We start from the raw sequence: 24,428 nt of genomic DNA on the forward strand, positions 1-24,428 counted from the left end.
AATGGAAGAGATCCCAAAGGAGCAGGTGCTGTTCAAGCGGTCAATGCGCTCCGTGCTGGTACTGAGCGTCATTTATGCGGTGGCATGCAACGTGTTTTTGTATGCTGCTTACTTTAACAGTGGCATCATTAAGCTAAGCTATCTGATCTGCGTCATCATGATCCTTGCTTTTGCTGCGCCGATTGTAAAGCTATTCAGAAATCGCCATTGGTACTTCCCGGCTTTTATTTTCCTGTTCTGGATTCCGCTTAGCGTTATTCTTGCTTTTGTCCTCAGCCAAGTGCTGCCGCTATCGGATAACCAAACGGATTTTGGGCTGCTGCTCGTCTATTTTCTGATTTTAAACGTTCTCGTTATGGTCCTTGGCCTCTCACTTGGCATGCTTGTGAATGCTTGCTGGTTGTTGTGGGACAAATCGAAGCAAAACCAAAAGCGATAAGCGATTGCCATGCATGTTCTCCTTTGTTGGAAAAGGGGACTTGCATGGCTTTTTTATTCCGAAGAAAGGCCTAAGAACAGCGAAGATTATTCGTGCAAGGCATCTTGACTTTTTACTGCTTTCGCCTTACAATTTGTTGAAACTAACGTTCGTTAGGCAAGGGAACGGACGAAATGGCAGGAGCGATGAAGAATGGATACGGAGCCTTCGACGTCAGAGAAAATTAAACTGGCAGCGCTAATGATGTTTACGGAGTCGGGATATGAAGGAGCATCCATGTCAGAAATTGCTAAAGCCGTCGGCATCAAGGCGCCTTCCATATATGCGCATTATAAATCCAAGGAGCAGCTGTTCCTGCAGCTCATTTATCAAGTGATTGCGGAAGAACGGAAGCAATTCATGGAGCTGCTTCAAAGCATGGAGCAAGAATCGATCAAGCAGCAGGTGCGCCGATTGTTTGGTTTTTTCACTGACTTAGGCCATATGACTACCGGTCAGGCTTTTCTGAAGCGGACTATTCTTGTTCCTCCAAGGCATCTGCGTGACCAACTGAGACAGGATTTTCTGCGGTACGAACATGAACTAACGGAGGGCATTGTTGCTGTGCTGCGCAAGGGGGCCTCGGCCGGAATGTTTAACCCCTTGGACGAAGAACGATTGATTGCTGCCTTTTATGTATGCGTAGACGGCATGCTGGTCGAAAACCAATTATATGAAGAAGAGCTGTTCGAGAAAAGGAAGCAAATGGTGTGGGAATCATTATGGCAGCTTTGGACGATGACAGCGAGAGAGGATTGAACGGCTATGCAGTGGGTATTTTTGTTATTGGCAGGTTTTCTGGAGGTAGGCTGGACGTTTGGTTTGAAATATTCAGAAGGGTTTACACAGCTTATTCCGAGCATGATTACCGTTGTATTGCTTGCTGCAAGCTTTATGCTGTTTGCTCGCGCGATGCGTACGATTGAAATTGGCGTCGCTTATGCCATGTTTACGGGGATCGGGACGGTAGGTACCGTCATCGCCGGCATACTCGTGCTGAACGAGCCTGCGGATTTCTGGCGCTTGTTTTTTATCGCGCTGTTGGTCGGCGGTATTGTTGGGCTCAAGCTCGTTTCCAAAGAGAAACCTTTACCGGAGAAAGGCAACCCGACAGCAGAGGCGAATCAGGATCAGGAGCCGTCCTTTATGAATGCAGTAAACTCTGACAACAAAGAACGTGAAAAGGTAGGTATTTGATATGGCTTGGGTATTCTTAATTATTTCCGGCTTGGGCGAGGTCGGTGGCGTGACGTTCATGAAGCTCTCCGACGGTTTTAAGCGTTGGAAGGGCACGGTTGGCGCTATTGCAGCAGGTTTTGTTAGCTTCTTCTTCTTATCTAAAGCACTTCAGACCATCCCAATCAGCACGGCTTACGGAATTTGGACGGGCATCGGCTCGATTGGCAGCGTAATCCTCGGCATGTTCATTTTCGGAGAATCCAGGGATTGGCGCAAAATGCTGTTCTTGTCTATGATTATTGCCGGAGTTATAGGACTGAAGGTCGTAAGTGGAGGCCACTAACATTATGTTTTTTATAGACCATGATTAAGAGCAGTTATTGCTTTTGATCATGGTCTTTATTTTTATAGCTCATGGTCTTACAATGGAGGAGATTATCGGTATAGGATAGGCAAGGAAGAGGAGCTGTACAGGATGGAAGATAAACAGCTGGAGACGTATATTGTGCTGATGGAACAGACGCTGCTCTTGGATCTTGAGCTTAACAGCGTGGACCCGACGAACCCCATACGCGTCGATGTGGTGCCGCGAGGCTGGAAACTGCTCGGAGCGGGCAATTATGCAGGGGTGTTTATGCATAGCGATTATCCGGAGATTGCCGTAAAAGTATATGCGCCTGGACGGGAAGGCTGGGAAAGCGAATGCGAAGTGTACCGCCGAATCGGTGATCACCCGGCATACTCCAGGTGTTACCATGCAGGAGAGCATAACGGCCATTATTATTTGATTTTAAAAAGATTACAAGGCAAGACGCTATATCAATGCATTATCGATGGCGTGGCCATCCCGAAGAAAGCGATTGAGGATATTGATCAAGCGCTGGATTATGCTCGCGCAAGGGGGCTGCATCCCCATGATGTGCACGGGAAAAATGTGATGGTAAAGGACGGGCGCGGGATCGTGCTCGACATCTCTGATTTTCTGAAGGAAGAGCCCTGCCAAATGTGGGATGATTTGAAAAAGGCGTACAATCGCTTTTATATGCCGTTTTTATCCAAAAGGCCCAAGCCGGTTCCCGAATGGGTGCTCAATGGCGTTCGCAAGGGTTATCGCTGGATGAGAAACTCTTCGGTAACAGGACGCTCGTCCTAATTCATGAAGCTTTGCAGCGGCTGCCTTAAGAGCAGCCGCTGCCTGGCACAACGTAGCTTCGCAGCATGCTGTACCGCCATCCGTTTAATGCTCCTCGTCAAAGGCTTCAAGAAGCCCCTTGGCAAGGTCGGCGTCCTTTTTAAGCACATGAATCCGTCTCAAGGAATTGCCTTCAATGGTAATTTTGGATTTCAAGCCATTTGCTTTGAAGTGGGCCTGCAATCGGTCAATCAGCTCCGATCTTGATCCCCCCTCCGTACGAACGGGTATCCAACGATTCCAAAATAATGCCATTATGCGTCACCTCCTTAAAGTTTTACAAAGTAAAACTAGTTTAGGAAGCATGTGCTCCGCGGTTAGGATGAAAAACCGAATGAAGATGCACAATTCATATTTATTCAAGGAAAGCAATCAATCATGCCAACCTGTGAAAAAAAACTTTGCGAGCAGCATCCAAAATCTGATAGAGAATATCTCTATATGCACTGTCGTATGCTAATGAAGGAAACAGGCGGCCTGGCTATTGACAAACGTAACTGTAACTGATAAAATTACAGTACAAAGCAAGGAGGCCCGTAACAGTGAACAGCGAATTTACGATTGCCGTACACAGTCTCGTTTACTTGGCTTATTTGCCGGAGAGAATGGCGAGCAGCGATATGATTGCCGAAAATGTGGGTACACATTCTGCACGCGTTCGGAAGGTAATGAGTGGTTTGCGCCGCAGTGGCTATGTGGATACGCGCGAAGGCTCAGGAGGCGGCTATAGGCTGACGATTGATCCAAGCGTCGTTACTTTAGCGGATATTTATCGCGTCATGGCACAAGGCTCGCTCATTCCGAGCTGGTGCTCAGGCAATCCAGAGATGGATTGCGTCGTTGGATCGAATATGAACGAAGTGATGTTCGGTATTTTTTGTACGGCGGAGAAGCAGCTGGAAAGCCATTTTAGCGCGATAACGATTCAGGATGTGCTGAAGAAAATCCATGCCTGTGGTTAGCAGATGATGTTTCAATAAACGGTGAGACGGGTATTCCCTTAATCATACACACATTGTTTGGAGAGGATGATTGACATGGCAGTAGCATTGACAAAAGAGAACTTTACCGAGAGCATTCAAAGCGGCGTTTCCCTTGTAGATTTCTGGGCACCATGGTGCGGACCTTGCAAAATGCAGCTTCCGATCGTTGAGGAGCTTTCCACTGAATTGGAAGGCCAAGCTGTAATCGCAAAAATCAACGTGGATGAGCAGCCTGAGCTTGCTTCCCAATTCGGCGTAATGAGTATCCCAACGCTTATTTTGTTCAAAGACGGTCAACCCGTTGACAAAATGGTTGGCGTACAAAGCAAAGATGCGTTGAAAGCAAAAATCTCTGGTCAAATGTAAGCAACTTTTCGAAGCAAGCCTTCGTCTAAATATCGTCTGGTATCAGTTAGATCTGATCGCCAGGCGGTATTTTTTTTCATGTTATCCACTCATTTTCTATTATTTTTTTGCTATATTAGTAAACAACTGGTTATTCTGTTCACGGATTTTCTACAGTTTTTACACAAATTCACAATCGTTTCTGTTGCTTTCTAATAGAGTTATCTAGTAGAATTGATATAATTGTGCGCATCGGCGTGCCCAAACTATGATTGATGGAGTGATGGTGGAGTGAACGCAGTCATGACGAAAAAGGACAGCAAGATAACCGGAGAGTCTCTGCGACAAGGTTTGACGTCTTCCAAAATATTGATTATTATCCCGGCTTATAACGAAGAGCACAGCATAAGCCATGTGATCAATGATGTGAAGACGCATTGCCCGTCCGCTCACATATTGGTCATTAATGACGGCTCGAAGGACCGTACCCGAGAAGTGGCTGAAGCAAATGGCGCTGCCGTTGTTACGCTTCCAACTAACTTGGGTATTGGCGGCGCTATGCAGACCGGATATCGCTATGCTTTTCGCTACGGCTATGACGTTGCTGTTCAAGTCGACGGCGATGGCCAGCATAAAGCAGAGCAGCTTCATCTTATTCTTGAACCTGTCCTTAGCGGCCAAGCTGATTTGGCGATCGGCTCACGCTTCATTGAACAAACGGGGTTTCTTTCTTCGGCCTCCCGCAGAGCAGGAATTAAAATTTTGTCCACCATCGTCAGCGCAATGACGCGCAAGCGTGTCCTGGATGTAACATCGGGCTTCCGTGCGGCCAACAAGCGTGCGATTGCCGTATTCCAAAGCGACTATGCCACTGACTATCCAGAGGTGGATTCTATTGTGCTTATCCATCGCAGCGGATTGCGCACGAGCGAGGTTGCTGTCGTTATGGACGCCCGTACCGGCGGCAAATCGTCAATAAATGCCATGCGTTCGGTGTATTATATGATTAAAGTAACGTTGGCGCTGTTTATCCGAAGCTTGAAGACAACGAAGCCAGTCGAAGTTCAGTCATAACCGTTAGCGGATGCTTACGAAGAGGGTTTTGCTTTAGAACAGCAAAGCTACAAGGAGGATACACCATGCAAGCCTTGTGGATTATCACAAGTATAGGTTTTTTATTTGTGCTGATTATGTTAATTAACAGAAGATTGCTGCGCGAGCAGTATTCGATGCTTTGGCTGTTATTTGGTGTTGTTATGTTGATTCTATCCGTGCGCGTTCAAATTATTGATACGCTTGCTCACGCGATTGGAATCAATTACGCGCCGGCATTATTATTTTTGGTCGGTATTTTATTTTGTATTGCACTGATCTTGCACCTTACGGTCATCGTCTCCAAGCTGTCGGAGAAGGTCATTCGTCTTACTCAGGAGCTGGGCATTTTGCATCACGAATTACATGAACGTAAAAGGTCGGATTCCTAATGGCTTATATTGTATTGTTCTTTAATATCTTGCTGCTTGTATCGGGACAATTGCTCTGGAAAACAGGAATGAACAAGCTTGATACATCCAAGGGCGATTCTTGGATGACATTGTTATGGTCGCCGCATATTTGGTCTGGCCTTGTGCTGTATGGGATTGCAACGGTTTTGTGGCTTTATGTGCTTAAGAAGCTGCCGCTTAGCCTAGCGTATCCGCTGCAAAGCCTCGCCTATGTAATTGCATTGGTAGCAGCCGTATTTATTTTCCATGAATCGGTTCCGTTTCAACGGTGGGTTGGAGTTGCCATCATCTTAGTTGGCGTTATCGTTTTGGCATGGAAATGATCGGATGCTAGGAATGAGGGGGATTTTCAAAAGTGATGGAATGGCTTAGAAAAAACAAAGCCTGGACGATAACGATCGTCCTTATTTTTGTGATAGCCGCATGGCTAAGGGCAGATTTTCTGACTTCAGTTACACATACAGTCTCGCATGATACCAAATATTATGACGAGATGGTCCACCGATTGCTTGACAAAGGGATTTATGCTTATAAAGAAGAGGTTCCTAACGCTAGGGTAACGCCAGGTTATCCATTATTTATGACTGCGATGTATTTGGTAGCTGATCAGATCAACGTTGAGCCTTTTCCTCTTATCAGGTGGGTGCAGGTACTTGTCAGCTTGGCTACTTTGGTTCTGATTTATTTGATTGCTTTCCAATCGACAAGAAACAAATGGGTAGCTATTATCGCGCTGTTTATCTCAGCGATTTATCATCCTTTTATTTGGGCTAACGGAGCTGTGCTCACCGAAACGCTTGCGTTATTTTTCCTAATGGGATACTTATCCATGCAACTACATGCCTTCCGCACGCAGCGAAAGCGGGATGCTGCCATGGCAGGCTTATTGTTAGGGGTTACGGTGCTCGTAAGAGCCGAATTCCTTCCGCTGTTTGTTCCGCTTTATGGAGTGTTTCTGCTTCAGCAATGGTTCAGCAAACCGAAAGAAGGCTTGATGGTGTCACGGCCTTCCAAGCTTGCTGTCTTCAAGAAAGTAGCGCTTCTTGGCATTATTACAGGCTTGTGCTTATCGGCAACGATGCTGCCTTGGTGGATTCGCAATGTTGTGTCATTGAATGAATTTGTTCTGACGGCTTCACAGTCCAACCCGTTCAAGGCTGGTACATACCCGAATAAGGATTATACCGACAAAATCGTTGAGCAAAACGGCATGTCTCAGGATGAATATGCGTGGGCGCGCATTAAGGCCGGTTTTACGCAGCAAACCTGGAAGTACGTGAAATGGTATACAGTAGGAAAGCTTAAATATACCTATACTCACATGTTCTTTGGTTCGGGGCATTCACCGATTTACCATGCGTACCCTAATGTTGCGTACTTACATGTTTTTATCATATACAGCACGATTATTCCTTTACTGGCGCTTGTGTGGAGATGGCGACATCCGGCTGCCATGCTGGCTGTAGTCATTATTATCATGACGATGATCCGACTCGTCTTCGTACCGGAATATCGATATAACTTCACGGTTATGCCGCTGTTCATAATTTTGTCTACATGGCTTGGGGTTTATATATTACAAAAGATCGGGACGTTCATTGCACAAAGAAAAACGGCGCCATAGTCCTATTCACTGTTAAGAGACTGATTTCCTGAATAATAGGAGTCAGTCTTTTTTTGCTTTCTTACTGTTCTGCGAAAAACGGCTTCGTCGTCCTCCACTTGCATTGCAACCTTTCCTCTGTATTCTCCGTCTAATTTATGAATTATATGGAAAAGCATTGGAGGGGTTATTAATGAGAAAGAACAACCGACAAAAGCTTGCAGTCATATTATCAACGGTAATGCTGATGAGCGTGTTGCCAGCTTCGGCATTTGCCGAAAGCGTTAACAAGCCGGCGGCCGCGGATGCAGCAAGAGCAGCAGGATCTGCTGCAGAAGGAGGGAAAATGGAAGAAGCATTGGATACTCCGGTAAACGTAGCAATTAATAAGGAAAAGGCGGAAGAAATGGCAAGGAAGTACGCGGCTATTCCGAAGGAATACATTCTGCAAGGCGCCAACCTGTCAATGGAATTGCTGGCAAGCGGCAAACGTAATTCGTGGGGGCTCGACTTTGTAAAGAAGGTTAATGGGAAGCATTTGGGCAGTATTTATGTCCGTATTCATGCAGACAGCGGGCAGTTGCTCGAATTTAGCTCGTACACCGATAACCCATCGGCGAAACCAACCTATCCGTTAAAGGTGGAGCGTGAAGCGGCACAACAAATTGCTCTTCAATTCATTCAATCCATCGCAGCCGATTATAAAGAACAAATTCAATATAATCCGGACTATGGGGTGCAACTGCAGCCGCCATTGTCAGGCGAGGTTGTCCATTCGATTCGTTATGACCGCTTGGTACACAATATCCCCTACGTAGACAACTACATTGAAATCGAAGTCGACAGTGAGGGCCATATTCGGAGATATTCCTTACAGTGGGACGATACCATCATCTTTCCGAAAGTGGATGCCATACTGACGGCGGATGAAGCAAATGCAAAACTCCGTGCGGCCGCATCTCCAGATCTTACTTACGTGGTTCCTTACAATATGCAGGGAGTCAAGAAGCCGATGCTTAGCTATACGCTTCAGCCTATATCTATTGATGCTGTTACGGGTGAGCTTAAGGATCAATCAGACGGTATTTATTATAGAGCAGGCAAAGTTTCTGATGAGCCGTTGTCAGAGAAGCCTCTGGGCGAGAAGCCTAATTCGAGTAACATAACGGAGCAGCAGGCGGAGAGCGCTGTAAAGGCTGCCTTCAAGCTGCCCGCGGATGCGGTACTGAGCGGTTCGAATTATAGCGAAAGCCACAATGATAACACAGGGACAACCGATACGTATTGGTCGTTAAATTGGACGGTTAAGAAGGAAGGCAAGGAGATTGGTTCCGCGTCGGCTTCTGTAGATGGCCGAACAGGGGCAGTTCGCAGTTTTTATGCGTATACGTATAATGAACAGGCGGAGTCCGGTAGCAAGGCTCTGACGTTGGAGCAGGCCATGGCTGCAGCGACGGCTGCCGTGAAGAAACAACTGCCATGGCTGACGCATGAGCTGTATTTGGTGAAGCCGGACCCTAAGCAGTATGAAGACATGAGCGGCAGTCGCCAGTACTATTTCAGCTTTGTACACAAAATTCACGGAGCAGCTGTGGAATATGACAATATTAATGTAGGTGTCCATGCTCGTACGGGTGACATCGTCAATTATGACGCCTACCTTTCAAACTTTGCTTATCCGGCAAAAGCTCCCGTACTGATTAAAAAGGAGCAGGCCGTGGAGAGCTGGCTTTCTTTCTACCGTACGCAGCTGACCTATCGCCTAGTGCAGCAGTTCGTATGGAACGGGCAGCCGATTCCGATTGAAAAATACAAGACGCTGCTAGCTGCGGGAGAGCTGAAAGGCGATGATGTGTTAACGACGACGGAAGCGGAGCTTGTCTACCGTCTGGTGCCAAAATTGATGGATGAATCTGTATTTCTTGATGCGGAGACGGGCGGCTGGCGCAACCGGGAAACGGGCGAAGCTACGCAGCTTGAAAAACCGAAGGCGAATGATATCGAGGGACACTGGGCTCAGCGGCAGTTGGAGCTGATGGTCGCATACAAAGCGCTCGATGTCATTGATGGCAAAGTAAGACCAAACGAGCTGGTTACCCGCGGAGAACTCATTAAAATGCTGGTGCTGGCGAGAAGCAGCGGACGCAATCCGGGCGTGTTCGGCGCTGCAGAAAGCGCCGCAAAAGCTTCCTTTGACGACGTAGCGACCGATTCTAGATACTTTGTGTATGTAGAAAGCGCGCTGCAGCAAAATTTGATTGACGTTGGCGACGGCTCGTTTAATCCAAGCGGAAATGTGTCGCGCGATGAAATGGCAGAGCTCATTGTAAGGGCACTAGGCTATAACGCTCTTGCAAATTATGATCATATCTTTAAGACGACCTATAAGGATTCCGTACAGATTGAACACAAGGGGCAGGCTGCAATCGTAGTAGGCTTGAAAATCATGAGTTTGTCGGACGGCAAATTTTTGCCTAAAAAGCAGGTGACACGAGGCGAGGCTTCCGTTGCGTTCTTCCGTTACTTACAAGCACGGGCGGAGCTGCAGGAGGCACCGCTTCGAATGTAAGTTTTCTTGGCAGTTAGATAGAAAAGGCGCGGATATAGCCGGCAGAATGCCGGCTGTATCCGCGCCTTTCTTTCCTTTGGATCATAGACGATAGCTAATCGGTTTTTTTCTTTTTGGATGAAAAGTTCGTTACGGATTTGGCGTCCTCGGCAGTATCATTGACGAACGCCATGTCCTGATTTTTTGCTTTCATGTTCGTGGTCCCTTTGTAATTGCCTTTGTGCGACTGATTTTCCATGCGATTGCCTCCCATTCGTATTGTGCGGAAAAGCTTGCTTCCGGACATGATCCGGTAAGCCTTCGCATCCGTAGTATTTCCGTGCCAGCCGTTATCATTCGCGGGGCTCTTGAACCGTTAGTACTTTCAATGTAGGTGCCGCTGGGGTATAATAGCTGGAGTTGTTTACTTTCGGGAAAATAGGGGTGTCTTATCGCATGGCATTGAAAGCTGGTATCGTAGGTTTGCCTAACGTCGGCAAATCAACATTGTTTAACGCAATCACTCAAGCAGGGGCAGAATCTGCCAACTATCCTTTTTGTACCATAGATCCTAACGTTGGCGTTGTTGAAGTACCGGACGAGCGTCTCGATAAGCTGGTTGAGCTGGTTGTTCCTAAGAGCATCGTGCCAACAGCGTTTGAATTCGTTGATATTGCGGGTCTAGTGGCTGGAGCAAGCAAGGGCGAAGGACTAGGCAACAAGTTTTTGGCGCATATTCGTGAGGTAGATGCGATCGTTCACGTGGTTCGCTGCTTCCAAGATGAGAATATTACGCATGTATCCGGAAAAGTAGATCCGATCAGCGATATCCAAACGATCAATTTGGAGCTTATTTTGGCGGATATTGATTCGGTGGACAAAAAAATTGAGCGCTCGCGCAAAAACCTTAAAGGCGGCGACAAAAAGGTTGCTCAAGAGATTGAAGTGCTGGAGCGCGTCAAAGAAGCGTTGTACAACGATATGCCGGCGCGCAGCGTTGAGCTGAGCGACGACGAGAAGCTGCTTATCCGCGATTTGCACTTGCTGACGATGAAGACGGTATTGTATGCCGCTAACGTAAGCGAGGAAGAGGTTTCCAATTCGGACGGCAACGAATACGTGCAAAAGGTACGTGAGTTCGCTGCTGCCGAAGGCGCAGACGTTGTACCGATCAGTGCGAAGGTAGAAGCGGAAATCGCAGAGCTTGAGGGCGAAGACAAAGACATGTTCCTTGAGGAGCTTGGCATGAACGAGTCGGGCCTTAACCGCCTGATCAGCTCGGCTTACAAGCTGCTTGGCCTGTACACGTACTTTACAGCAGGAGTGCAAGAGGTTCGTGCATGGACGATTCGCAGCGGGACGAAAGCGCCGCAAGCGGCAGGCGTTATCCATACCGATTTCGAACGCGGCTTTATTCGTGCCGAAGTGGTATCGTTTACCGATCTTGCAGCAGCGGGCTCCATGGTAGCTGCGCGCGAGAAGGGGCAAGTTCGCCTCGAAGGCAAGGAATATGTCGTGCGCGACGGCGATGTCATCCACTTCCGTTTTAACGTATAGGAAAAATGGGAATAATATGGCCCTGTAAGTGCAAATATGCGCTTGCGGGGCTTTATTGCAAATTTGGGCACCGTGACTGGCTGTAAATCGAAACCAGCAGTCGATACTCCTTCGCTGATATGGTATAATGAACATTATCCTAATGGAATAAACAGAGGTGAATGATCGTGTTTGACCGTTTACAAGCACTCGCAGACCGGTATGAGAAGCTGAGTGAGCTATTGTGTGATCCGGATGTATCCAGTGATCCCAAGCGGCTTAGAGAGCTTTCCAAGGAGCAGTCGGATTTACAAGAGGCGTATGATGCCTTTACGGAATATAAACAAGTGACCGAGCAGCTCAATGATGCCAAGCTGATGCAGGCAGAGAAGCTCGACGACGAAATGCGTGAAATGGTGAAGATGGAGATCGACGAATTAAGCAAGCGCCAAGCTGAGCTTGATGAGAAGATCCGGATCGTCTTGCTGCCGAAGGACCCGAATGACGACAAGAACGTAATCGTTGAAATTCGCGGCGCGGCCGGTGGCGACGAAGCAGCATTGTTTGCGTATGAGCTATACCGCATGTATACGAAGTTTGCAGATGCACAGGGCTGGCGCGTAGAGCTGATGGATTTCAGCGAAAATGACGTTGGCGGCTTTAAAGAGGTAATCTTTATGATTACCGGCAAAGGCGCGTACAGCAAAATGAAGTTCGAGAGCGGCGCTCACCGCGTGCAGCGTATTCCTGTAACGGAATCGGGCGGCCGTATTCATACATCCACGTCGACGGTAGCAGTTATGCCGGAGGTTGAAGATGTCGAGATTGAAATTTTCGATAAGGATATTCGTGTGGACACTTTCTGCTCTAGCGGAGCAGGCGGCCAATCCGTTAATACGACAAAATCCGCTGTTCGCGTACTGCATGTGCCTACAGGCATTATGGCGACTTGTCAGGATGGCAAATCGCAAAATGAAAATAAGGCGAAGGCGCTTGCCGTGCTTCGTGCACGTATTTCCGATGTTCGCCGCCAAGAAGAAGAAGCGAAATATGCTGGCGAACGCAAGAGCAAGGTCGGGACGGGAGACCGCAGCGAACGGATTCGTACGTACAACTTCCCGCAAAGCCGCGTAACAGACCACCGGATCGGACTCACGCTGCATAAGCTGGATTCGGTCATGAACGGAGATCTGACTGAGGTTATTTCGTCTCTGACGATTGCAGAGCAAGCAGATCTAATGGAACGTGAAATGGCTTAACACAATGGCGCTGGATCGCTGGATGCTTACGACAAGCAAACAGCGGCCCGGCGTTTTATTTTGGCTGGGGATGCGAAAATATGAATTATAGCCACTGCAATGGTAAAAGGATAAATTCGATTTGCATAGTGCTAAGATAGAGGATAGGGAAAGAGGAGGTAGGGCAATGAATCATAAGTCGGGCGGTTCCTGGTTTACGCTGCCGTTAACCATTCGCGAAGCTAGCATGCGGGCCGTGTCGCTCTTGAAGGAGCAAGCGGTCGAAGAGCCGCGCAACAACGCCGAGCTGCTGCTCATGCATTTGCTTAAGATCGACCGGGCTGCGCTGCTGCGTGATGGGGAAGATCCCTTTCCAGCGGATAAGCTATCCGAGTGGGAGGAGCTTGTGCGCCGGAAGGCGATGGGGGAGCCGGTGCAATACATGATCGGCGAGCAATGGTTCTACAGCCGCCCCTTTGCGGTATCGCCGGCGGTGCTGATTCCGCGTCCCGAGACGGAACTGCTTGTGGAGGCGGTGCTTAATGCAGCGGACCAGCTTTGGCCGTCCGCTGAGGTCGGGCATGCGCACGCGCACGCAAGCGGGCCGCCGACGGTCGCCGACGTCGGCACAGGCAGCGGCGCCATCGCCGTAACGCTAGCTGCGCAGCGTCCCGCGTGGCGCGTGAGCGCGTCCGACCTGTCGCCGGACGCGCTGGCAGTCGCCCGCGCGAACGCGGCCCGCCATGGAGCGGCGGACCGGATGGCGTTCGCGCAGGGCGACCTGCTCATGCCCTTCATACCTGGGCATGAGCAGTGCAAGCTGCCGCACGACTTGCTGCGCATCGACGTGCTTGTATCCAATCCGCCTTACATACCGGCGGCGGATATGGAAGGGCTGCAGCGCGAAGTCCGCGACTTTGAGCCGCATCTCGCGCTGGAGGGCGGAGCGGACGGGCTGGTCCCGTACCGCCGCATGCTCGAGCAGCTGCCGCTTCTCGCGCAAATGCCGCGCATCGTCGCTTTCGAGCTTGGCATCCACCAGCCCCGGATCGTAGCTGACATGCTGCGCCAAATGGGCCACTGGGATGAGATTCGCATCATTAGCGATTACGCAGGCATTGAACGGCATGTGATCGCGGTGCAGTCCCAGCGGCATTGATGATTCTGTAAAGTCACTGCATTGAATGCATTGCAGTCACAGCAGCAATGATGATGCTGTAAAGTAGTTCCATTAGATGCAGTGCAGTCACAGCAGTATCGAGGACGAAGTAGCTCTTTAGTACAGAGGCTTCACTTGAGCAGCGTACTCAGCCAAAAACAAACTCGACCCATTCATTTCATACACTTAACAGGATTTTCTCCCGTTATTTCGGCATAAATCGATGCTTTATTGAAGTTAACGGGAATCCCTCCTGCTAATATGGCTCTTACCACCCGTATACGGCAGATTACTCCATATTAGCAGGAAAAATTCCATCTAAAAGGTAGGTTAGTCTGAACGAAGACGAATTAACTGGACAAACTCCCGTTATTTTTCACAGTCACTCGTTTAAGGAGCTAGCCTTATGCGCTTACAGCAAAATAACAGCAAACGCACGGTTTCTATCACAAAAAAGGATGCCCCCGACAGAATTTCGAACGGCGGACCACAAGAGGTACACTATTCAGCAAAGTGTAATCTTGTTGGCCTACGTTCAATTCCTATCCGGGGGCATCTTTTTTTTCTAGGCATTAGTTGACTTTAAGTAGACGAATAACAACAACAGCAAACTCGATTTGCTTTTAAACTTTGGTTAATGCTACGAGCTGAAGTTATTCCGGCATCATGTTCGTACTGATCGCAATACGGTTCCAAGCATTGATCGTAACGATGGCCATGATGATCTCGCCAACCTGCTTGCTGTCGAAATGGCGGGCAGCCTCATCATATATTGCATCCGGCACATGCTCCTTCGTGATGAGCGTCATTGATTCCGTCAAGGCAAGGGCCGCGCGCTCTGCCGGCGTGAAGAAATTCGTATCGCGCCATGCGCTCAAAGCGTAAATCCGCTGCTCTGTTTCGCCAAGTGCCCGTGCGTCCTTGGCATGCATATTGATGCAGAAGGCACAGCCATTGATTTGGGAAGCCCGAATTTTAATGAGCTCCTTCAGCGATTTATCGAGGCTGGTCGTACCTAAATATTTTTCTAATCCCATCATGGCTTGGTATGCATTAGGCAACTCTTTGGCAATTACCGTTCTTGTAGTCATGTTCTGCATTCTCCTCAATGATTCGATTTGTATAGCTCTGCAGGCTTTCGCCTGCGTTCAATAGTTAAGACAAAGTGGGGGCAGCAGTTGTGACACACAATTTAAAATATTTCAAAAAAAAGATCGTGCTCATTTAATCGAGTTTAACGTAGGTTAGCTTATCCGGGTTTAATACGACGAAAATCCGTTCGATCTTTTGTTCCGATTCATCCAGCTGAAAGCTGAGTACGCTATGGATTTTTCCGTCCAGCCTGATGATAATGCCGGCTTGTCCATTAATTTCCGCGTATTGGTGGCCATCGCCCAAGAAGTTGCGTTTGATGACGCCTTCCAAGAAGGCCAGCACGCGTGCTTTGCTAATAATTGCAAAGATCGCAGCACGCACTTTGCCTCCGCCATCGGAGACGAGAATCGCTTCTTCTGTCAACAGAGTGAGCAATTGATCGAAATTCCCTGATGCCGTGGCACTCATGAAAGCCGTGACAAGCGGCTCGGCTTTTGCCGTGTTGACAGGCAAACTGTTCCGTTCCGAATGCAGCTTTTCCTTAGCCCGGCTAAAAATTTTTCGGCAATTCGCTTCTTTTAATTGCAGGCACGCTGCAATTTCGGCGTAGTCGTACTGCAGGGATTCCCTGAGAATGAATACCGCCCTCTCGATAGCGGATAGCTTCTCCAGCATGACAAGCAGCGCATAGGAAACCGATTCATGCTCGATATAGAGTTCAGCGGGGTCCAGCTCGGCAGAACCCATGACAGGCTCGGGAAGCCACTCTCCGACATATACCTCTTTTCGTTTGCGCGCGGATTGGCTGACGTTAAGGGCACGGTTGGTCACCATTCGAACCAGATAGGCTTTTTCATTCTGAATGTTACCCGATTCCAGAAGGCTGTAGTCGGCAAATACATCCTGAACGAGATCTTCGGCCTCGCTTAACGAGCCGAGCATGCGATAAGCGATGGAATGAAGCAGAGGCCTGTAAGTGGTATAGGTTTGTTCAAAATGCATGGGGCATCATCCGTCCTTTATAGGCAAATTGAAAATGGAATAGATTGCAGCTATTATACATCAGTCTCGTTTAGAAAAAAGGTAGATTGCTAGGTTTATATATTCGGGATGCTGGACATAATGACGGATAGATACGTTCCGGAACGCAAGCAGACGCACTGACGGGTGCGACGAGAGGGGCTTGTGTGTATGTCCAGCAATCATTCATTTCATTCCTATTCTAATCTTTCAAAAACGTCTTCTTCCCATTCGTCTCGCACAAATCGGTTTGTATACCGTAGATCATATGGTTTTATTGTTTTTGCCCTTATTTTGTTGATTATGAGCTGGGAAGCCCAGCAAATGGACGCAGCGGTGGCTGGCGGACAAATTCCTACCGAAGCGATCCGCCTTCGTATTTTAGCCAATTCCGACAATCCCGTTGATCAGGTAGTTAAGCGCTTGGTCCGCGATGAGATCGTGAAAGCGATGGATAGCTGGGTGACCGGCCCTCAGACGATTGAGGAAGCCCGCCAGACGATCCTAGCCAATATGCCGGAAATTGAACGCATTACAGCAAGGGTGCTGGAGAGCCGTGGTTTTGCCTATGGTTCTAAAGCTGAGCTCGGCATGGTACCCTTCCCGACGAAAATGTATGGCGACCAGGTTTACCCTGCTGGTGACTATGAAGCGCTTCTTATTACGCTTGGCGAGGGCGGCGGCCAAAATTGGTGGTGCGTGCTGTTCCCGCCGCTTTGCTTCATTGACGCAGGCAGCGGAGAGGCATCGGCAGCCGCATCGGACGGTTCGGTACAAACGGCAGCAGTGAAAGCTGAACCGGAAGTGGAGAAGGCGTCTGCGCAGCAAGCAGAGCCTGCAGCCGCAGCCCAGGATGGCGAAGTGCCGGAAGCGAAGTTTTTCCTCTGGGAAATGATCAAGTCATTTATAGATTGGATTAAATCGTTATTTTCATAAAAAACGGCGGCCCTGGCTTCATTTTATGAAGAGTTGGCCGCCGTTTCTGCTCGTTTTCGGAAGCTTGTGCTATAATAGCGGATGAATGAAAGATTTCATATACAAGCAAGGATTGAAGCATAGATGACAATAACAAAAATATGGGAAGTAAAGCAGTCAGGTGAAAAGCAGCTTCAAATGGAGCTCTCCGAAGCTGCTCTCGCGCTTAGGAAAGGCGGCTTGATCGCTTTTCCTACGGAGACGGTATATGGCCTAGGTGCTGATGCACGAAGTACGGCAGCTGTCGAGCGGATCTTTGCGGCCAAGGGGCGTCCGTCAGACAATCCGCTCATCGTGCACATAGCAAGCAGAGCGCAGCTGGATGAGCTGGTTAGGCCTTATCCGAAGCTGGCGGAGGAGCTAATGGATCGTTTCTGGCCCGGGCCGCTGACGATCGTGCTGCCTGTCCGCCCAGAGGCGCTCTCGCCACTCGTAACCGCAGGCTTAGCTACCGTCGGGATTCGCATGCCTGATCATCGCACAGCGCTTGCACTGCTGGCCCAAGCGGAATGTCCGGTTGCGGCGCCAAGCGCGAACCGCTCGGGCAGGCCAAGCCCAACGCTGGCACAGCATGTGTTGGAGGACTTGGAAGGGCTCATTGATGGCGTGGTGGATGACGGCCCAACCGGCGTTGGTTTGGAGTCGACGGTCGTCGAGCTTGTCGATGATCATACGGTACGCATTTTGCGGCCCGGGGGGATTACGCTCGAAGCGCTGCAGCAGGCCGTGCCTGCTGCGCACATCGATAACGTTGGACTTGCCGAGCCTGAGCTCGCTCCGCGTTCTCCAGGCATGAAATATACCCACTACGCGCCAAAAGGCGAGCTGGAGCTTATATGTGGCGACCCTGAGGCAGTAGCGGCGTATATACAAGAAGGAGTTGCAGCTGCATGGCAGCGCGGCGAGCGGACAGGCGTGCTCGCTTTTGAAGAGCGCGTTGCACGCTATAAGGCCGATTCTGTTTTGTCTTTGGGTAGCGAAGGCGAGCTTGAGGCTGCGGCGCATCGATTATACGCGGCTTTGCGTGATTTTGACGGAGCGGGAGCGCAGCGGATATGGGCAGAAGGCTGCCAGGAGCATGGCATAGGCGCAGCCCTAATGAATAGGCTGGCCAAAGCGGCTGGCAACCGAATCATTCGAGTGTAGGTGAAAACCGCGAACCAAGTGCAACGAATAGGTTCATGTTAACTAAATAGCTTGTATCATCAGTAGTATGTTTGTCCTTATGCCCGCATATGTTGGATATAGACTATGCGCGGACATGGGGGAGATCGACTGTGGTAGAAGCACATATGCAGGCCGGGCAATTTTTGACGCTGTTCATTATAGCAGTGGCACTTGGGCTTGATGCTTTTTCATTGGGGCTTGGCATTGGGCTGAAGGGCATACGGCTGCGGGATATTTTAAAGCTGGGCGTCGTGATTGCGTTGTTTCATGTACTAATGCCGCTTGCCGGGATCTATACCGGTCAGTATGTGGGCGGCTTGCTTGGCGACGTAGCCACGACCGCTGCTGGAATTCTGCTGGTCCTGCTCGGCGGCCACATGATTTATAGCTCACTGCGTGGCGAGGCTGTCCAATCGTTCGACCATAAATCGTTATGGGGCCTGCTCGTACTATCGCTGAGCGTTAGTATTGACTCGTTTTCAGTTGGCATTACGCTTGGCATGTTTTCGGCTAACTTATGGATGACCATTTTGCTGTTCGGTATTTTAGGCGGTCTGATGTCGGTAAGCGGCTTGCTGCTGGGGCGCAAGGTAAGCGGGAACCTTGGTGAATATGGCGAGGCCATAGGCGGAGGAATCTTGTTCGTGTTTGGCATTTTGTTTATTTTTTGATAAGTAGGCAGCATTGACTAGGGTGGAAAAGGAGTGGGCAGTTTGAAGCGTATTTTATTTGTTTGTACCGGCAATACATGCCGCTCGCCAATGGCGGAAGCTATGCTCCGCCGGATGGCTGCTCTGAGAGGCATGACTGTGGCAGTTCGCTCGGCGGGCATCTCGACGATTGACGGCTTGCCTGTATCGTCTCATGCAGTAGAAACGCTTAAAAAACGGGACATTGATCATAAAAGCACCTCGCTGGCTTTAACAAGCGAGGCAGTGGGTTGGGCTGATCTTATCTTGACGATGACGGCGAACCATAAGCGGGGATTGCTGCAATGGCATCCGGAAGCCGTTGATAAAACGTATACGTTAAAGGAATACGCTAATCAAGATGCAGCTGTGCTTGCAGACATTGAAGAGCTGGAGCGGCTCTATTCGGAGCTTCATATGAAGCAAGCGCTGGGGCAGCAGCTCACATCGGCTGAACGCAGTCGGCTGCTTGAGCTGGAGCGTCGCATTCCAAGCTTCGACATTGTTGATCCTTTCGGAGGCTCGCTTTCGATCTATGACAGCAGCGCGAATGAAATTGAGGATGCCCTTGTGAAGCTTTTGGACAAGCTTGCGAAAAGATAATTCCGCTGCAGTTTCCAGTATTAGAGATTGATTTTTCTAGCGGCTTCGGCTATTATAAAAGGACAATATATGGTTTCCGATGTAACTGGCGACGGAAGTGGGCTAACCACGGTGGAGCATCGGATTATACGGCCGGTCGCCTGGGCAAAGAGCAGCATGCTAATAAGCATGTCATGCTCTTTTTTCGTCTTTTTCTGCAAAAATAGGTATACTAGCACTGTAATGTTACATTTCGAAGGAGGTCTTTTACGTTGAAAATTGCTATTGGTGCCGATCATGCAGGCTACCGCCTGAAGGATGAGGTTGTGCCTTTTCTTCTGTCGCTCGGTCATGAGGTGGAAGATGTAGGCTGCAGCTGCGATCAATCCGTTGATTATCCTGATTATGCGTTGCCCGTATGCGACCTTGTTACGAGCGGCAAAGCAGAGCGCGGTATCTTGATTTGCGGTACAGGAATTGGAATGTCGATTGCTGCGAATAAAGTTCGCGGTATCCGTTGCGCACTTGTGAATGACATGTTTTCTGCGAAAGCTACGCGCGAGCATAACGATACGAATGTATTGGCTCTCGGTGAACGCGTAATTGGACCAGGCGTCGCTTTGGAAATTATTCGCATTTGGCTTGAAACGCCGTTCTCCAATGGAGAGCGCCACGTTGGCAGAGTGAATAAAGTAAAGCAAATTGAAGAGCAGTATATCAGCCAGTCCTAAGCAGGAGGCGATAACGATGAGCAATAATGTCCTTGCAGAGCTTGGAGACATTGCAGAGCAGGTAGAAACCGTAGTTCGAGAGCTTGCAGCAGCGGGAAAAATTGCGGTGAGTCAGCTGCTTGTCATAGGTGTAAGTACTAGTGAGGTGCTGGGGCATCACATCGGAACTGCCGGAACAACGGACACAGCAGCACAGATTTACGCGGGTGTTGATGCGGTTCGAAGAGAAACAGGCTTTATTCCTGTCTTCCAATGCTGCGAGCATTTGAACCGAGCTCTTGTCATCGAGCGTTCGGCAGCAGAGCAGTTGGGGCTTGATATCGTTGGAGCAATTCCGGTTCCCAAGGCAGGCGGTTCTATGGCGGCATATGCTTACCGGCAGTTGGAATCACCATGCTTGGTCGAGACTGTACAAGCGCATGCCGGGATCGATATCGGCGATACGTTCATCGGCATGCATTTGAAGCGGGTAGCGGTTCCTGTCCGCCCGTCGATTCGTACGATCGGCATGGCTCATGTGACGATGGCGATCACGCGGCCGAAGCTCATTGGCGGTTCGCGAGCGGTTTACGAGCTGGAAACCAACATATCCCCGGAGCAATCAGCCGGATTATGCGAGTGATCGATTGCCCTTAAACAATGGATTCTTACTTTATTATTAAAATAAAAGCTTTCTAACTTTGAGGAGGATTATTGAAATGGAAAACTTACGCAAACAAGACCCGGAAGTACTAAAGGCACTGGGCCTTGAACTTGGCCGTCAACGCGACAACATCGAGCTTATCGCATCTGAGAATATCGTTAGCGAAGCTGTATTGGAAGCAATGGGAAGCGTGCTTACGAACAAATATGCGGAAGGCTATCCAAGCAAGCGTTTCTACGGTGGCTGTGAGCATGTAGATATCGTGGAAGATATTGCACGTAACCGTGCGAAAGAGCTTTTTGGAGCAGAACACGCGAACGTTCAGCCTCACTCAGGCGCTCAAGCCAACATGGCGGTATACCTTGCAGCGCTTCAGCCTGGCGATACCGTACTTGGTATGAATCTGGCTCATGGCGGTCACTTGACTCACGGAAGCCCGGTTAACGCATCCGGCTTGCTTTATAATTTTGTTGCATACGGCGTGCAAGAAGATTCCTTCACAATTGATTATGAAGAAGTTAGAAAGCTTGCTTTCAAACACCGTCCTCGTTTGATCGTAGCTGGTGCAAGTGCATACCCGCGCACGATCGATTTCGAAACGCTTGGCAAAATTGCGAATGACGTTGGCGCATTGTTCATGGTGGATATGGCTCATATCGCCGGTCTGGTAGCTGCAGGCCTTCACCCAAGCCCAGTGCCGCATGCGCACTTTGTAACGACAACGACGCACAAAACGCTTCGCGGACCTCGCGGCGGTATGATCCTTTGCCGCAAGCCATGGGCTGCAGCGATCGACAAAGCCGTATTCCCTGGTTCGCAAGGCGGTCCATTGATGCATATTATTGCAGCAAAAGCAGTTGCTTTTGGCGAAGCGCTACAACCGGAATTTAAGCAGTATGCGACTCAAGTAGTCCAAAATGCTAAAGTTCTTTCCGAAGAGTTGGTTGCTAAAGGCTTCAATATCGTATCCGGCGGAACCGACAACCATTTGATGCTGCTTGATACTCGTAGCCTAAACATTACAGGTAAAGTAGCTGAGCATGTTCTTGACGAAGTTGGTATCACGGTTAACAAAAATGCTATCCCATTTGACCCGACTAGCCCGTTTGTAACGTCTGGTATCCGAATCGGTACTCCAGCAGCTACGGCTCGCGGCATGGATGAGAAAGCAATGAAAGTCATTGCAGAAGTCATCGCTTTGGTTCTTAACAGCCCGCAAGATCAAGCCGTTTTGGATAAAGCTCGCGGCATGGTAAGAGATCTTACTGCACAATACCCGCTCTATCCAGGTATGACTTACTAATTATTTTAAGCACTCAGAATATGAAACCCATTTGGCCGATTACGGCCGAATGGGTTTTTTTTGTTTTCATAACCGTGCATAAAACATTTAGCGTTATAAAATAATAGGTTAAAAGAATATGCGAAAAAGGGGAGCGAAATAAAAATGGAGTCTATTTTTTACTAAAAAAGTGGAAAGGATTGCTTTCTTGTTTACTCAATATAAAATCCGACAATTATGTGAATGTGATATTAATGCTTGGTTAATACGAGTTTATCAACAATTAATACCTGAATATCATGAAAAAACGATTATTTATATGGTAAATATTAGATTTTTATTTTTGGTCATGATTTTTATGATTTCGAACAAAATAATCAAATTATTTACTATAAACGCTTCAAAGCGTTAAAGTAACAGAATAAACAACTGAATAAACGCTTCGAAGCGTTAAAGTAACAAATTATTTAATCGAATAAACGCGGCAATGTGCTAAAGTTTAGATGATAAAAGTCATTTAATACATAAATTTACAGCTTACATATTGTTGATAAATAATTAACATGGATGTATAGTAAAAAAATATTAATAAATTCAATCTCTATGTTTGAATGGGAAGAGTGCTTAGGCGTTTGCATATAGATCGAACGAGCGGGTCGACCCATATTGAACCGATTAGAGAGAAAAAACGGGAGGATTATAATGAGAACAAGAAAGTCTGCATTATCCTTTGTTGCTGCGTTGCTCATTCTTGCTATGGTCGCGGTAGGTTGTACGCCGAAGCCGGAATCAGGCAACAGCGGTTCTACGAACAACGGCACAACAAACGGCGAGACATCAGGTGAGTCTACAGCAGGGAAAGTTTTCCGCATGAACATCCATTCGGAGCCTTCGACTCTTGACCCCGCACTTATGGAAGACAACGTATCAGGTACGCTTGCTACAGGTATTTATGAAGGATTGACTCGTAAAAACGATAAAGGTGAATCGATCCCAGCAACTGCAGAATCATGGGTGAAATCAGACGACGGTTTGACATATACGTTTACCATCCGCAAGGATGCAAAATGGAGCAACGGTGACCCCGTTACTGCTAATGACTATGAATTCTCTTGGAAACGCGCGCTTGATCCGGCTACAGGTTCAACTTACGCTTACCAATTCTATTACATCGTTGGAGCACAAGATTATAACGAAGGCAAAACAACAAACGCGGACGCTGTAGGCATCAAAGCACTTGATGCTCAAACGCTTGAAGTGAAGTTGAACTCGCCTACCCCTTATTTCTTGAGCCTGACATCTTTTTATGTGTACAACCCTGTTCATTCTTCCGTGAAGGACAACGAAGCTTGGGCGGCAGATGCGGCTTCAATCATTGGTAACGGTCCTTTCAAAATGAGCGAATGGCAGCACAATACATCCATCAAGCTAGTTAAGAACGACAACTATTATGACAAAGATCAAGTTAAATTCGCGGGCGTTGATTTTACAATGATCAGCGATTCAGCTACTGAGCTTGCTAACTATGAGACAGACAAGCTTGATTACACAGGTAAACCGACAGGCGAAATTCCGTCTGAGCAAATTCCGGTTCTTAAAGAATCGAAAAAAGATGAGTTCGTTACCAAAGGTATCGCAAGCTCATACTACTACCAGTTCAATACAGAAGAAGTTCCTTTCAACAACGTAAAAGTTCGTAAAGCTCTTGCAATGGCGATTGACCGTGAAGCAATCGTTGAAAGTGTAACGATGGCGGGAGAAGTTCCTTCGTTCGGTTTTGTACCACCGGGCATTATCGGTTTGAAAGAGGACTACCGTACCGAAGTGAAGGATGATTTCTTCACAGAGAACGTTGATGAAGCGAAAACATTGCTAGCTGAAGGCTTGGCTGAGCTTAAGCTGTCGAAATTCCCTAAAGTGACTTTGACGTTCAATACAAGTGACGGCCATAAGAAAATTGCCGAAGCCATCGTTGAAATGTGGCGTCAAAACCTTGGTATCGAAGTAGGTATCGAGAACCAAGAGTTCGCGGTTCTATTGAAAAACCGTACAGCCATGAACTACCAAATTTCACGCGCAGGTTGGGGAGCGGACTATAACGATCCAATGACTTACCTGGATATGTTCGTAACGAACGGCGGTCAAAACAATACTGGCTTTGCTTCTCCTGAATATGACGCTTTGATCAAAAAAGCAAACACAAGCGGAGACCAAGCAGAGCGCATTGCGGCTATGACAGAAGCAGAAAAAATTCTGATGGATTACATGCCAATCATGCCGATTTACTACTACAGCAACACGTACATGCTTAAACCAGGATTCAAAAATATCTTCTTGGATTACAAAGGGGACATTGACTACACAAGAGGTTATTACCAAGCGAACTAGTCAACCTTCAAGCATCTGAAGGGAGGGATATATGCGGGATGTGCGCATATATCCCTTTCTTGTTGATTGATTCCGCTAATTGGTTTCTTC

27 protein-coding genes and 1 riboswitch are annotated in these 24,428 nt (G+C 48.3%); of the genes, 23 read left to right on the top strand and 4 right to left on the bottom strand.

Going from position 1 to position 24,428, the window contains the following annotated elements; all coding sequences use genetic code 11:
- The first annotated feature begins 1 nt into the window (after position 1).
- From FJQ58_RS21525 to FJQ58_RS21545, 5 genes are all read left to right on the top strand, one after another.
- A complete protein-coding gene (locus tag FJQ58_RS21525; protein ID WP_139996870.1) occupies positions 2–439 on the top strand; it encodes a hypothetical protein in 438 nt (145 codons plus the stop codon).
- Positions 440–631: 192 nt separating this feature from the next.
- Positions 632–1,237: a TetR/AcrR family transcriptional regulator gene (locus FJQ58_RS21530; RefSeq protein WP_139996871.1), complete on the top strand. Its 606-nt coding sequence runs from the start codon at positions 632–634 to the stop codon at positions 1,235–1,237.
- A 6-nt stretch (positions 1,238–1,243) separates the two neighbouring features.
- Positions 1,244–1,675 (top strand): DMT family transporter, encoded by a 432-nt coding sequence (locus FJQ58_RS21535; RefSeq protein ID WP_139996872.1) that lies wholly within the window; start codon positions 1,244–1,246, stop codon positions 1,673–1,675.
- A 1-nt stretch (position 1,676) separates the two neighbouring features.
- Positions 1,677–2,000: a DMT family transporter gene (locus FJQ58_RS21540; RefSeq protein ID WP_139996873.1), complete on the top strand. Its 324-nt coding sequence runs from the start codon at positions 1,677–1,679 to the stop codon at positions 1,998–2,000.
- Between the two features lie 132 nt (positions 2,001–2,132).
- Entirely contained in the window at positions 2,133–2,810 is a 678-nt protein-coding gene (locus FJQ58_RS21545; protein ID WP_202915306.1) for a serine/threonine-protein kinase, read from the top strand.
- An 84-nt stretch (positions 2,811–2,894) separates the two neighbouring features.
- On the opposite strand, the gene FJQ58_RS21550 is transcribed toward FJQ58_RS21545, so the two are convergent.
- Entirely contained in the window at positions 2,895–3,104 is a 210-nt protein-coding gene (locus tag FJQ58_RS21550; protein ID WP_139996874.1) for a hypothetical protein, read from the bottom strand.
- A gap of 287 nt (positions 3,105–3,391) precedes the next feature.
- Between FJQ58_RS21550 and FJQ58_RS21555 the strand changes: the two genes are divergently transcribed.
- From FJQ58_RS21555 to FJQ58_RS21585, 7 genes are all read left to right on the top strand, one after another.
- Positions 3,392–3,811, top strand: a complete 420-nt coding sequence (locus tag FJQ58_RS21555; RefSeq protein ID WP_139996875.1) for an RrF2 family transcriptional regulator — start codon at positions 3,392–3,394, stop codon at positions 3,809–3,811.
- 75 nt (positions 3,812–3,886) lie between these two features.
- Complete coding sequence (trxA, locus tag FJQ58_RS21560) at positions 3,887–4,198, top strand: thioredoxin (RefSeq protein ID WP_139996876.1); 312 nt, start codon at positions 3,887–3,889, stop codon at positions 4,196–4,198.
- 282 nt (positions 4,199–4,480) lie between these two features.
- A complete protein-coding gene (locus tag FJQ58_RS21565; protein ID WP_139996877.1) occupies positions 4,481–5,251 on the top strand; it encodes a glycosyltransferase family 2 protein in 771 nt (256 codons plus the stop codon).
- A 65-nt stretch (positions 5,252–5,316) separates the two neighbouring features.
- Complete coding sequence (locus FJQ58_RS21570; RefSeq protein ID WP_139996878.1) at positions 5,317–5,661, top strand: DUF2304 domain-containing protein; 345 nt, start codon at positions 5,317–5,319, stop codon at positions 5,659–5,661.
- On the top strand, positions 5,661–6,005 hold the full coding sequence (locus FJQ58_RS21575) for an EamA family transporter (protein WP_139996879.1): 345 nt from the start codon (positions 5,661–5,663) through the stop codon (positions 6,003–6,005). The genes FJQ58_RS21570 and FJQ58_RS21575 overlap by 1 nt, the downstream gene beginning before the upstream one ends.
- A 35-nt stretch (positions 6,006–6,040) precedes the next feature.
- On the top strand, positions 6,041–7,306 hold the full coding sequence (locus FJQ58_RS21580) for a phospholipid carrier-dependent glycosyltransferase (protein WP_238404257.1): 1,266 nt from the start codon (positions 6,041–6,043) through the stop codon (positions 7,304–7,306).
- A gap of 172 nt (positions 7,307–7,478) precedes the next feature.
- A complete protein-coding gene (locus tag FJQ58_RS21585) occupies positions 7,479–9,854 on the top strand; it encodes an S-layer homology domain-containing protein (protein WP_139996881.1) in 2,376 nt (791 codons plus the stop codon).
- 94 nt (positions 9,855–9,948) lie between these two features.
- Here FJQ58_RS21585 and FJQ58_RS32610 read toward each other — a convergent pair whose 3' ends face one another.
- On the bottom strand, positions 9,949–10,092 hold the full coding sequence (locus FJQ58_RS32610) for a hypothetical protein (RefSeq protein ID WP_202915307.1): 144 nt from the start codon (positions 10,090–10,092) through the stop codon (positions 9,949–9,951).
- A gap of 197 nt (positions 10,093–10,289) precedes the next feature.
- Here FJQ58_RS32610 and ychF point away from each other — a divergent pair, with 197 nt between their 5' ends.
- The 3 genes from ychF to prmC all read left to right on the top strand — a co-directional run bounded on the left by ychF (position 10,290) and on the right by prmC (position 13,766).
- Positions 10,290–11,390 carry a redox-regulated ATPase YchF gene (gene ychF / locus FJQ58_RS21590; RefSeq protein ID WP_139996882.1) on the top strand — a complete coding sequence of 367 codons (1,101 nt, stop codon included), beginning with the start codon at positions 10,290–10,292 and terminating at the stop codon, positions 11,388–11,390.
- A gap of 167 nt (positions 11,391–11,557) precedes the next feature.
- Positions 11,558–12,628 carry a peptide chain release factor 1 gene (gene prfA, locus FJQ58_RS21595; RefSeq protein ID WP_139996883.1) on the top strand — a complete coding sequence of 357 codons (1,071 nt, stop codon included), beginning with the start codon at positions 11,558–11,560 and terminating at the stop codon, positions 12,626–12,628.
- 166 nt (positions 12,629–12,794) lie between these two features.
- Positions 12,795–13,766 (top strand): peptide chain release factor N(5)-glutamine methyltransferase, encoded by a 972-nt coding sequence (gene prmC, locus FJQ58_RS21600; protein WP_139996884.1) that lies wholly within the window; start codon positions 12,795–12,797, stop codon positions 13,764–13,766.
- A gap of 653 nt (positions 13,767–14,419) precedes the next feature.
- On the opposite strand, the gene FJQ58_RS21605 is transcribed toward prmC, so the two are convergent.
- Together FJQ58_RS21605 and FJQ58_RS21610 are read right to left on the bottom strand one after the other, a co-directional pair.
- The gene (locus FJQ58_RS21605) at positions 14,420–14,857 is read right to left on the bottom strand and encodes a carboxymuconolactone decarboxylase family protein (RefSeq protein ID WP_139996885.1); all 438 of its coding nucleotides are present in this window, start codon (positions 14,855–14,857) and stop codon (positions 14,420–14,422) included.
- 133 nt (positions 14,858–14,990) lie between these two features.
- Positions 14,991–15,863, bottom strand: coding sequence for an RNA polymerase sigma-70 factor (locus FJQ58_RS21610; protein WP_139996886.1), 873 nt, complete (start codon positions 15,861–15,863; stop codon positions 14,991–14,993).
- Positions 15,864–16,052: 189 nt separating this feature from the next.
- Here FJQ58_RS21610 and spoIIR point away from each other — a divergent pair, with 189 nt between their 5' ends.
- The 8 genes from spoIIR to FJQ58_RS21650 all read left to right on the top strand — a co-directional run bounded on the left by spoIIR (position 16,053) and on the right by FJQ58_RS21650 (position 24,338).
- Complete coding sequence (spoIIR, locus tag FJQ58_RS21615; protein WP_139996887.1) at positions 16,053–16,817, top strand: stage II sporulation protein R; 765 nt, start codon at positions 16,053–16,055, stop codon at positions 16,815–16,817.
- Between the two features lie 123 nt (positions 16,818–16,940).
- A complete protein-coding gene (locus tag FJQ58_RS21620; protein ID WP_139996888.1) occupies positions 16,941–18,002 on the top strand; it encodes an L-threonylcarbamoyladenylate synthase in 1,062 nt (353 codons plus the stop codon).
- A gap of 131 nt (positions 18,003–18,133) precedes the next feature.
- Positions 18,134–18,694, top strand: a complete 561-nt coding sequence (locus tag FJQ58_RS21625; RefSeq protein ID WP_420799856.1) for a manganese efflux pump MntP — start codon at positions 18,134–18,136, stop codon at positions 18,692–18,694.
- Between the two features lie 33 nt (positions 18,695–18,727).
- Positions 18,728–19,315, top strand: coding sequence for a low molecular weight protein arginine phosphatase (locus tag FJQ58_RS21630; protein WP_338016159.1), 588 nt, complete (start codon positions 18,728–18,730; stop codon positions 19,313–19,315).
- A 71-nt stretch (positions 19,316–19,386) separates the two neighbouring features.
- A riboswitch (ZMP/ZTP riboswitch) is annotated at positions 19,387–19,468 on the top strand.
- A gap of 98 nt (positions 19,469–19,566) precedes the next feature.
- Positions 19,567–20,025 (top strand): ribose 5-phosphate isomerase B, encoded by a 459-nt coding sequence (gene rpiB, locus FJQ58_RS21635; RefSeq protein WP_139996890.1) that lies wholly within the window; start codon positions 19,567–19,569, stop codon positions 20,023–20,025.
- Positions 20,026–20,041: 16 nt separating this feature from the next.
- Positions 20,042–20,647: a TIGR01440 family protein gene (locus FJQ58_RS21640; RefSeq protein ID WP_139996891.1), complete on the top strand. Its 606-nt coding sequence runs from the start codon at positions 20,042–20,044 to the stop codon at positions 20,645–20,647.
- Between the two features lie 76 nt (positions 20,648–20,723).
- A complete protein-coding gene (locus FJQ58_RS21645) occupies positions 20,724–21,971 on the top strand; it encodes a serine hydroxymethyltransferase (RefSeq protein WP_139996892.1) in 1,248 nt (415 codons plus the stop codon).
- A gap of 681 nt (positions 21,972–22,652) precedes the next feature.
- A complete protein-coding gene (locus FJQ58_RS21650; protein WP_139996893.1) occupies positions 22,653–24,338 on the top strand; it encodes a peptide ABC transporter substrate-binding protein in 1,686 nt (561 codons plus the stop codon).
- The last annotated feature ends 90 nt before the right edge of the window (positions 24,339–24,428 follow it).

The organism is Paenibacillus paridis (assembly GCF_006345825.1).
GTDB lineage: Bacteria > Bacillota > Bacilli > Paenibacillales > Paenibacillaceae > Pristimantibacillus > Pristimantibacillus paridis.

Coding starts and splice junctions, on each gene's coding strand:
- FJQ58_RS21525 (WP_139996870.1), top strand. CDS start 2: ATGGAAGAGATCCCAAAGGAGCAGGTGCTGTTCAAGCGGTCAATGCGC.
- FJQ58_RS21530 (WP_139996871.1), top strand. CDS start 632: ATGGATACGGAGCCTTCGACGTCAGAGAAAATTAAACTGGCAGCGCTA.
- FJQ58_RS21535 (WP_139996872.1), top strand. CDS start 1,244: ATGCAGTGGGTATTTTTGTTATTGGCAGGTTTTCTGGAGGTAGGCTGG.
- FJQ58_RS21540 (WP_139996873.1), top strand. CDS start 1,677: ATGGCTTGGGTATTCTTAATTATTTCCGGCTTGGGCGAGGTCGGTGGC.
- FJQ58_RS21545 (WP_202915306.1), top strand. CDS start 2,133: ATGGAAGATAAACAGCTGGAGACGTATATTGTGCTGATGGAACAGACG.
- FJQ58_RS21550 (WP_139996874.1), bottom strand. CDS start 3,104: ATGGCATTATTTTGGAATCGTTGGATACCCGTTCGTACGGAGGGGGGA.
- trxA (WP_139996876.1), top strand. CDS start 3,887: ATGGCAGTAGCATTGACAAAAGAGAACTTTACCGAGAGCATTCAAAGC.
- FJQ58_RS21565 (WP_139996877.1), top strand. CDS start 4,481: ATGACGAAAAAGGACAGCAAGATAACCGGAGAGTCTCTGCGACAAGGT.
- FJQ58_RS21570 (WP_139996878.1), top strand. CDS start 5,317: ATGCAAGCCTTGTGGATTATCACAAGTATAGGTTTTTTATTTGTGCTG.
- FJQ58_RS21575 (WP_139996879.1), top strand. CDS start 5,661: ATGGCTTATATTGTATTGTTCTTTAATATCTTGCTGCTTGTATCGGGA.
- FJQ58_RS21580 (WP_238404257.1), top strand. CDS start 6,041: ATGGAATGGCTTAGAAAAAACAAAGCCTGGACGATAACGATCGTCCTT.
- FJQ58_RS21585 (WP_139996881.1), top strand. CDS start 7,479: ATGAGAAAGAACAACCGACAAAAGCTTGCAGTCATATTATCAACGGTA.
- FJQ58_RS32610 (WP_202915307.1), bottom strand. CDS start 10,092: ATGGAAAATCAGTCGCACAAAGGCAATTACAAAGGGACCACGAACATG.
- ychF (WP_139996882.1), top strand. CDS start 10,290: ATGGCATTGAAAGCTGGTATCGTAGGTTTGCCTAACGTCGGCAAATCA.
- prmC (WP_139996884.1), top strand. CDS start 12,795: ATGAATCATAAGTCGGGCGGTTCCTGGTTTACGCTGCCGTTAACCATT.
- FJQ58_RS21605 (WP_139996885.1), bottom strand. CDS start 14,857: ATGACTACAAGAACGGTAATTGCCAAAGAGTTGCCTAATGCATACCAA.
- FJQ58_RS21610 (WP_139996886.1), bottom strand. CDS start 15,863: ATGCATTTTGAACAAACCTATACCACTTACAGGCCTCTGCTTCATTCC.
- spoIIR (WP_139996887.1), top strand. CDS start 16,053: ATGTCCAGCAATCATTCATTTCATTCCTATTCTAATCTTTCAAAAACG.
- FJQ58_RS21620 (WP_139996888.1), top strand. CDS start 16,941: ATGACAATAACAAAAATATGGGAAGTAAAGCAGTCAGGTGAAAAGCAG.
- FJQ58_RS21640 (WP_139996891.1), top strand. CDS start 20,042: ATGAGCAATAATGTCCTTGCAGAGCTTGGAGACATTGCAGAGCAGGTA.
- FJQ58_RS21645 (WP_139996892.1), top strand. CDS start 20,724: ATGGAAAACTTACGCAAACAAGACCCGGAAGTACTAAAGGCACTGGGC.
- FJQ58_RS21650 (WP_139996893.1), top strand. CDS start 22,653: ATGAGAACAAGAAAGTCTGCATTATCCTTTGTTGCTGCGTTGCTCATT.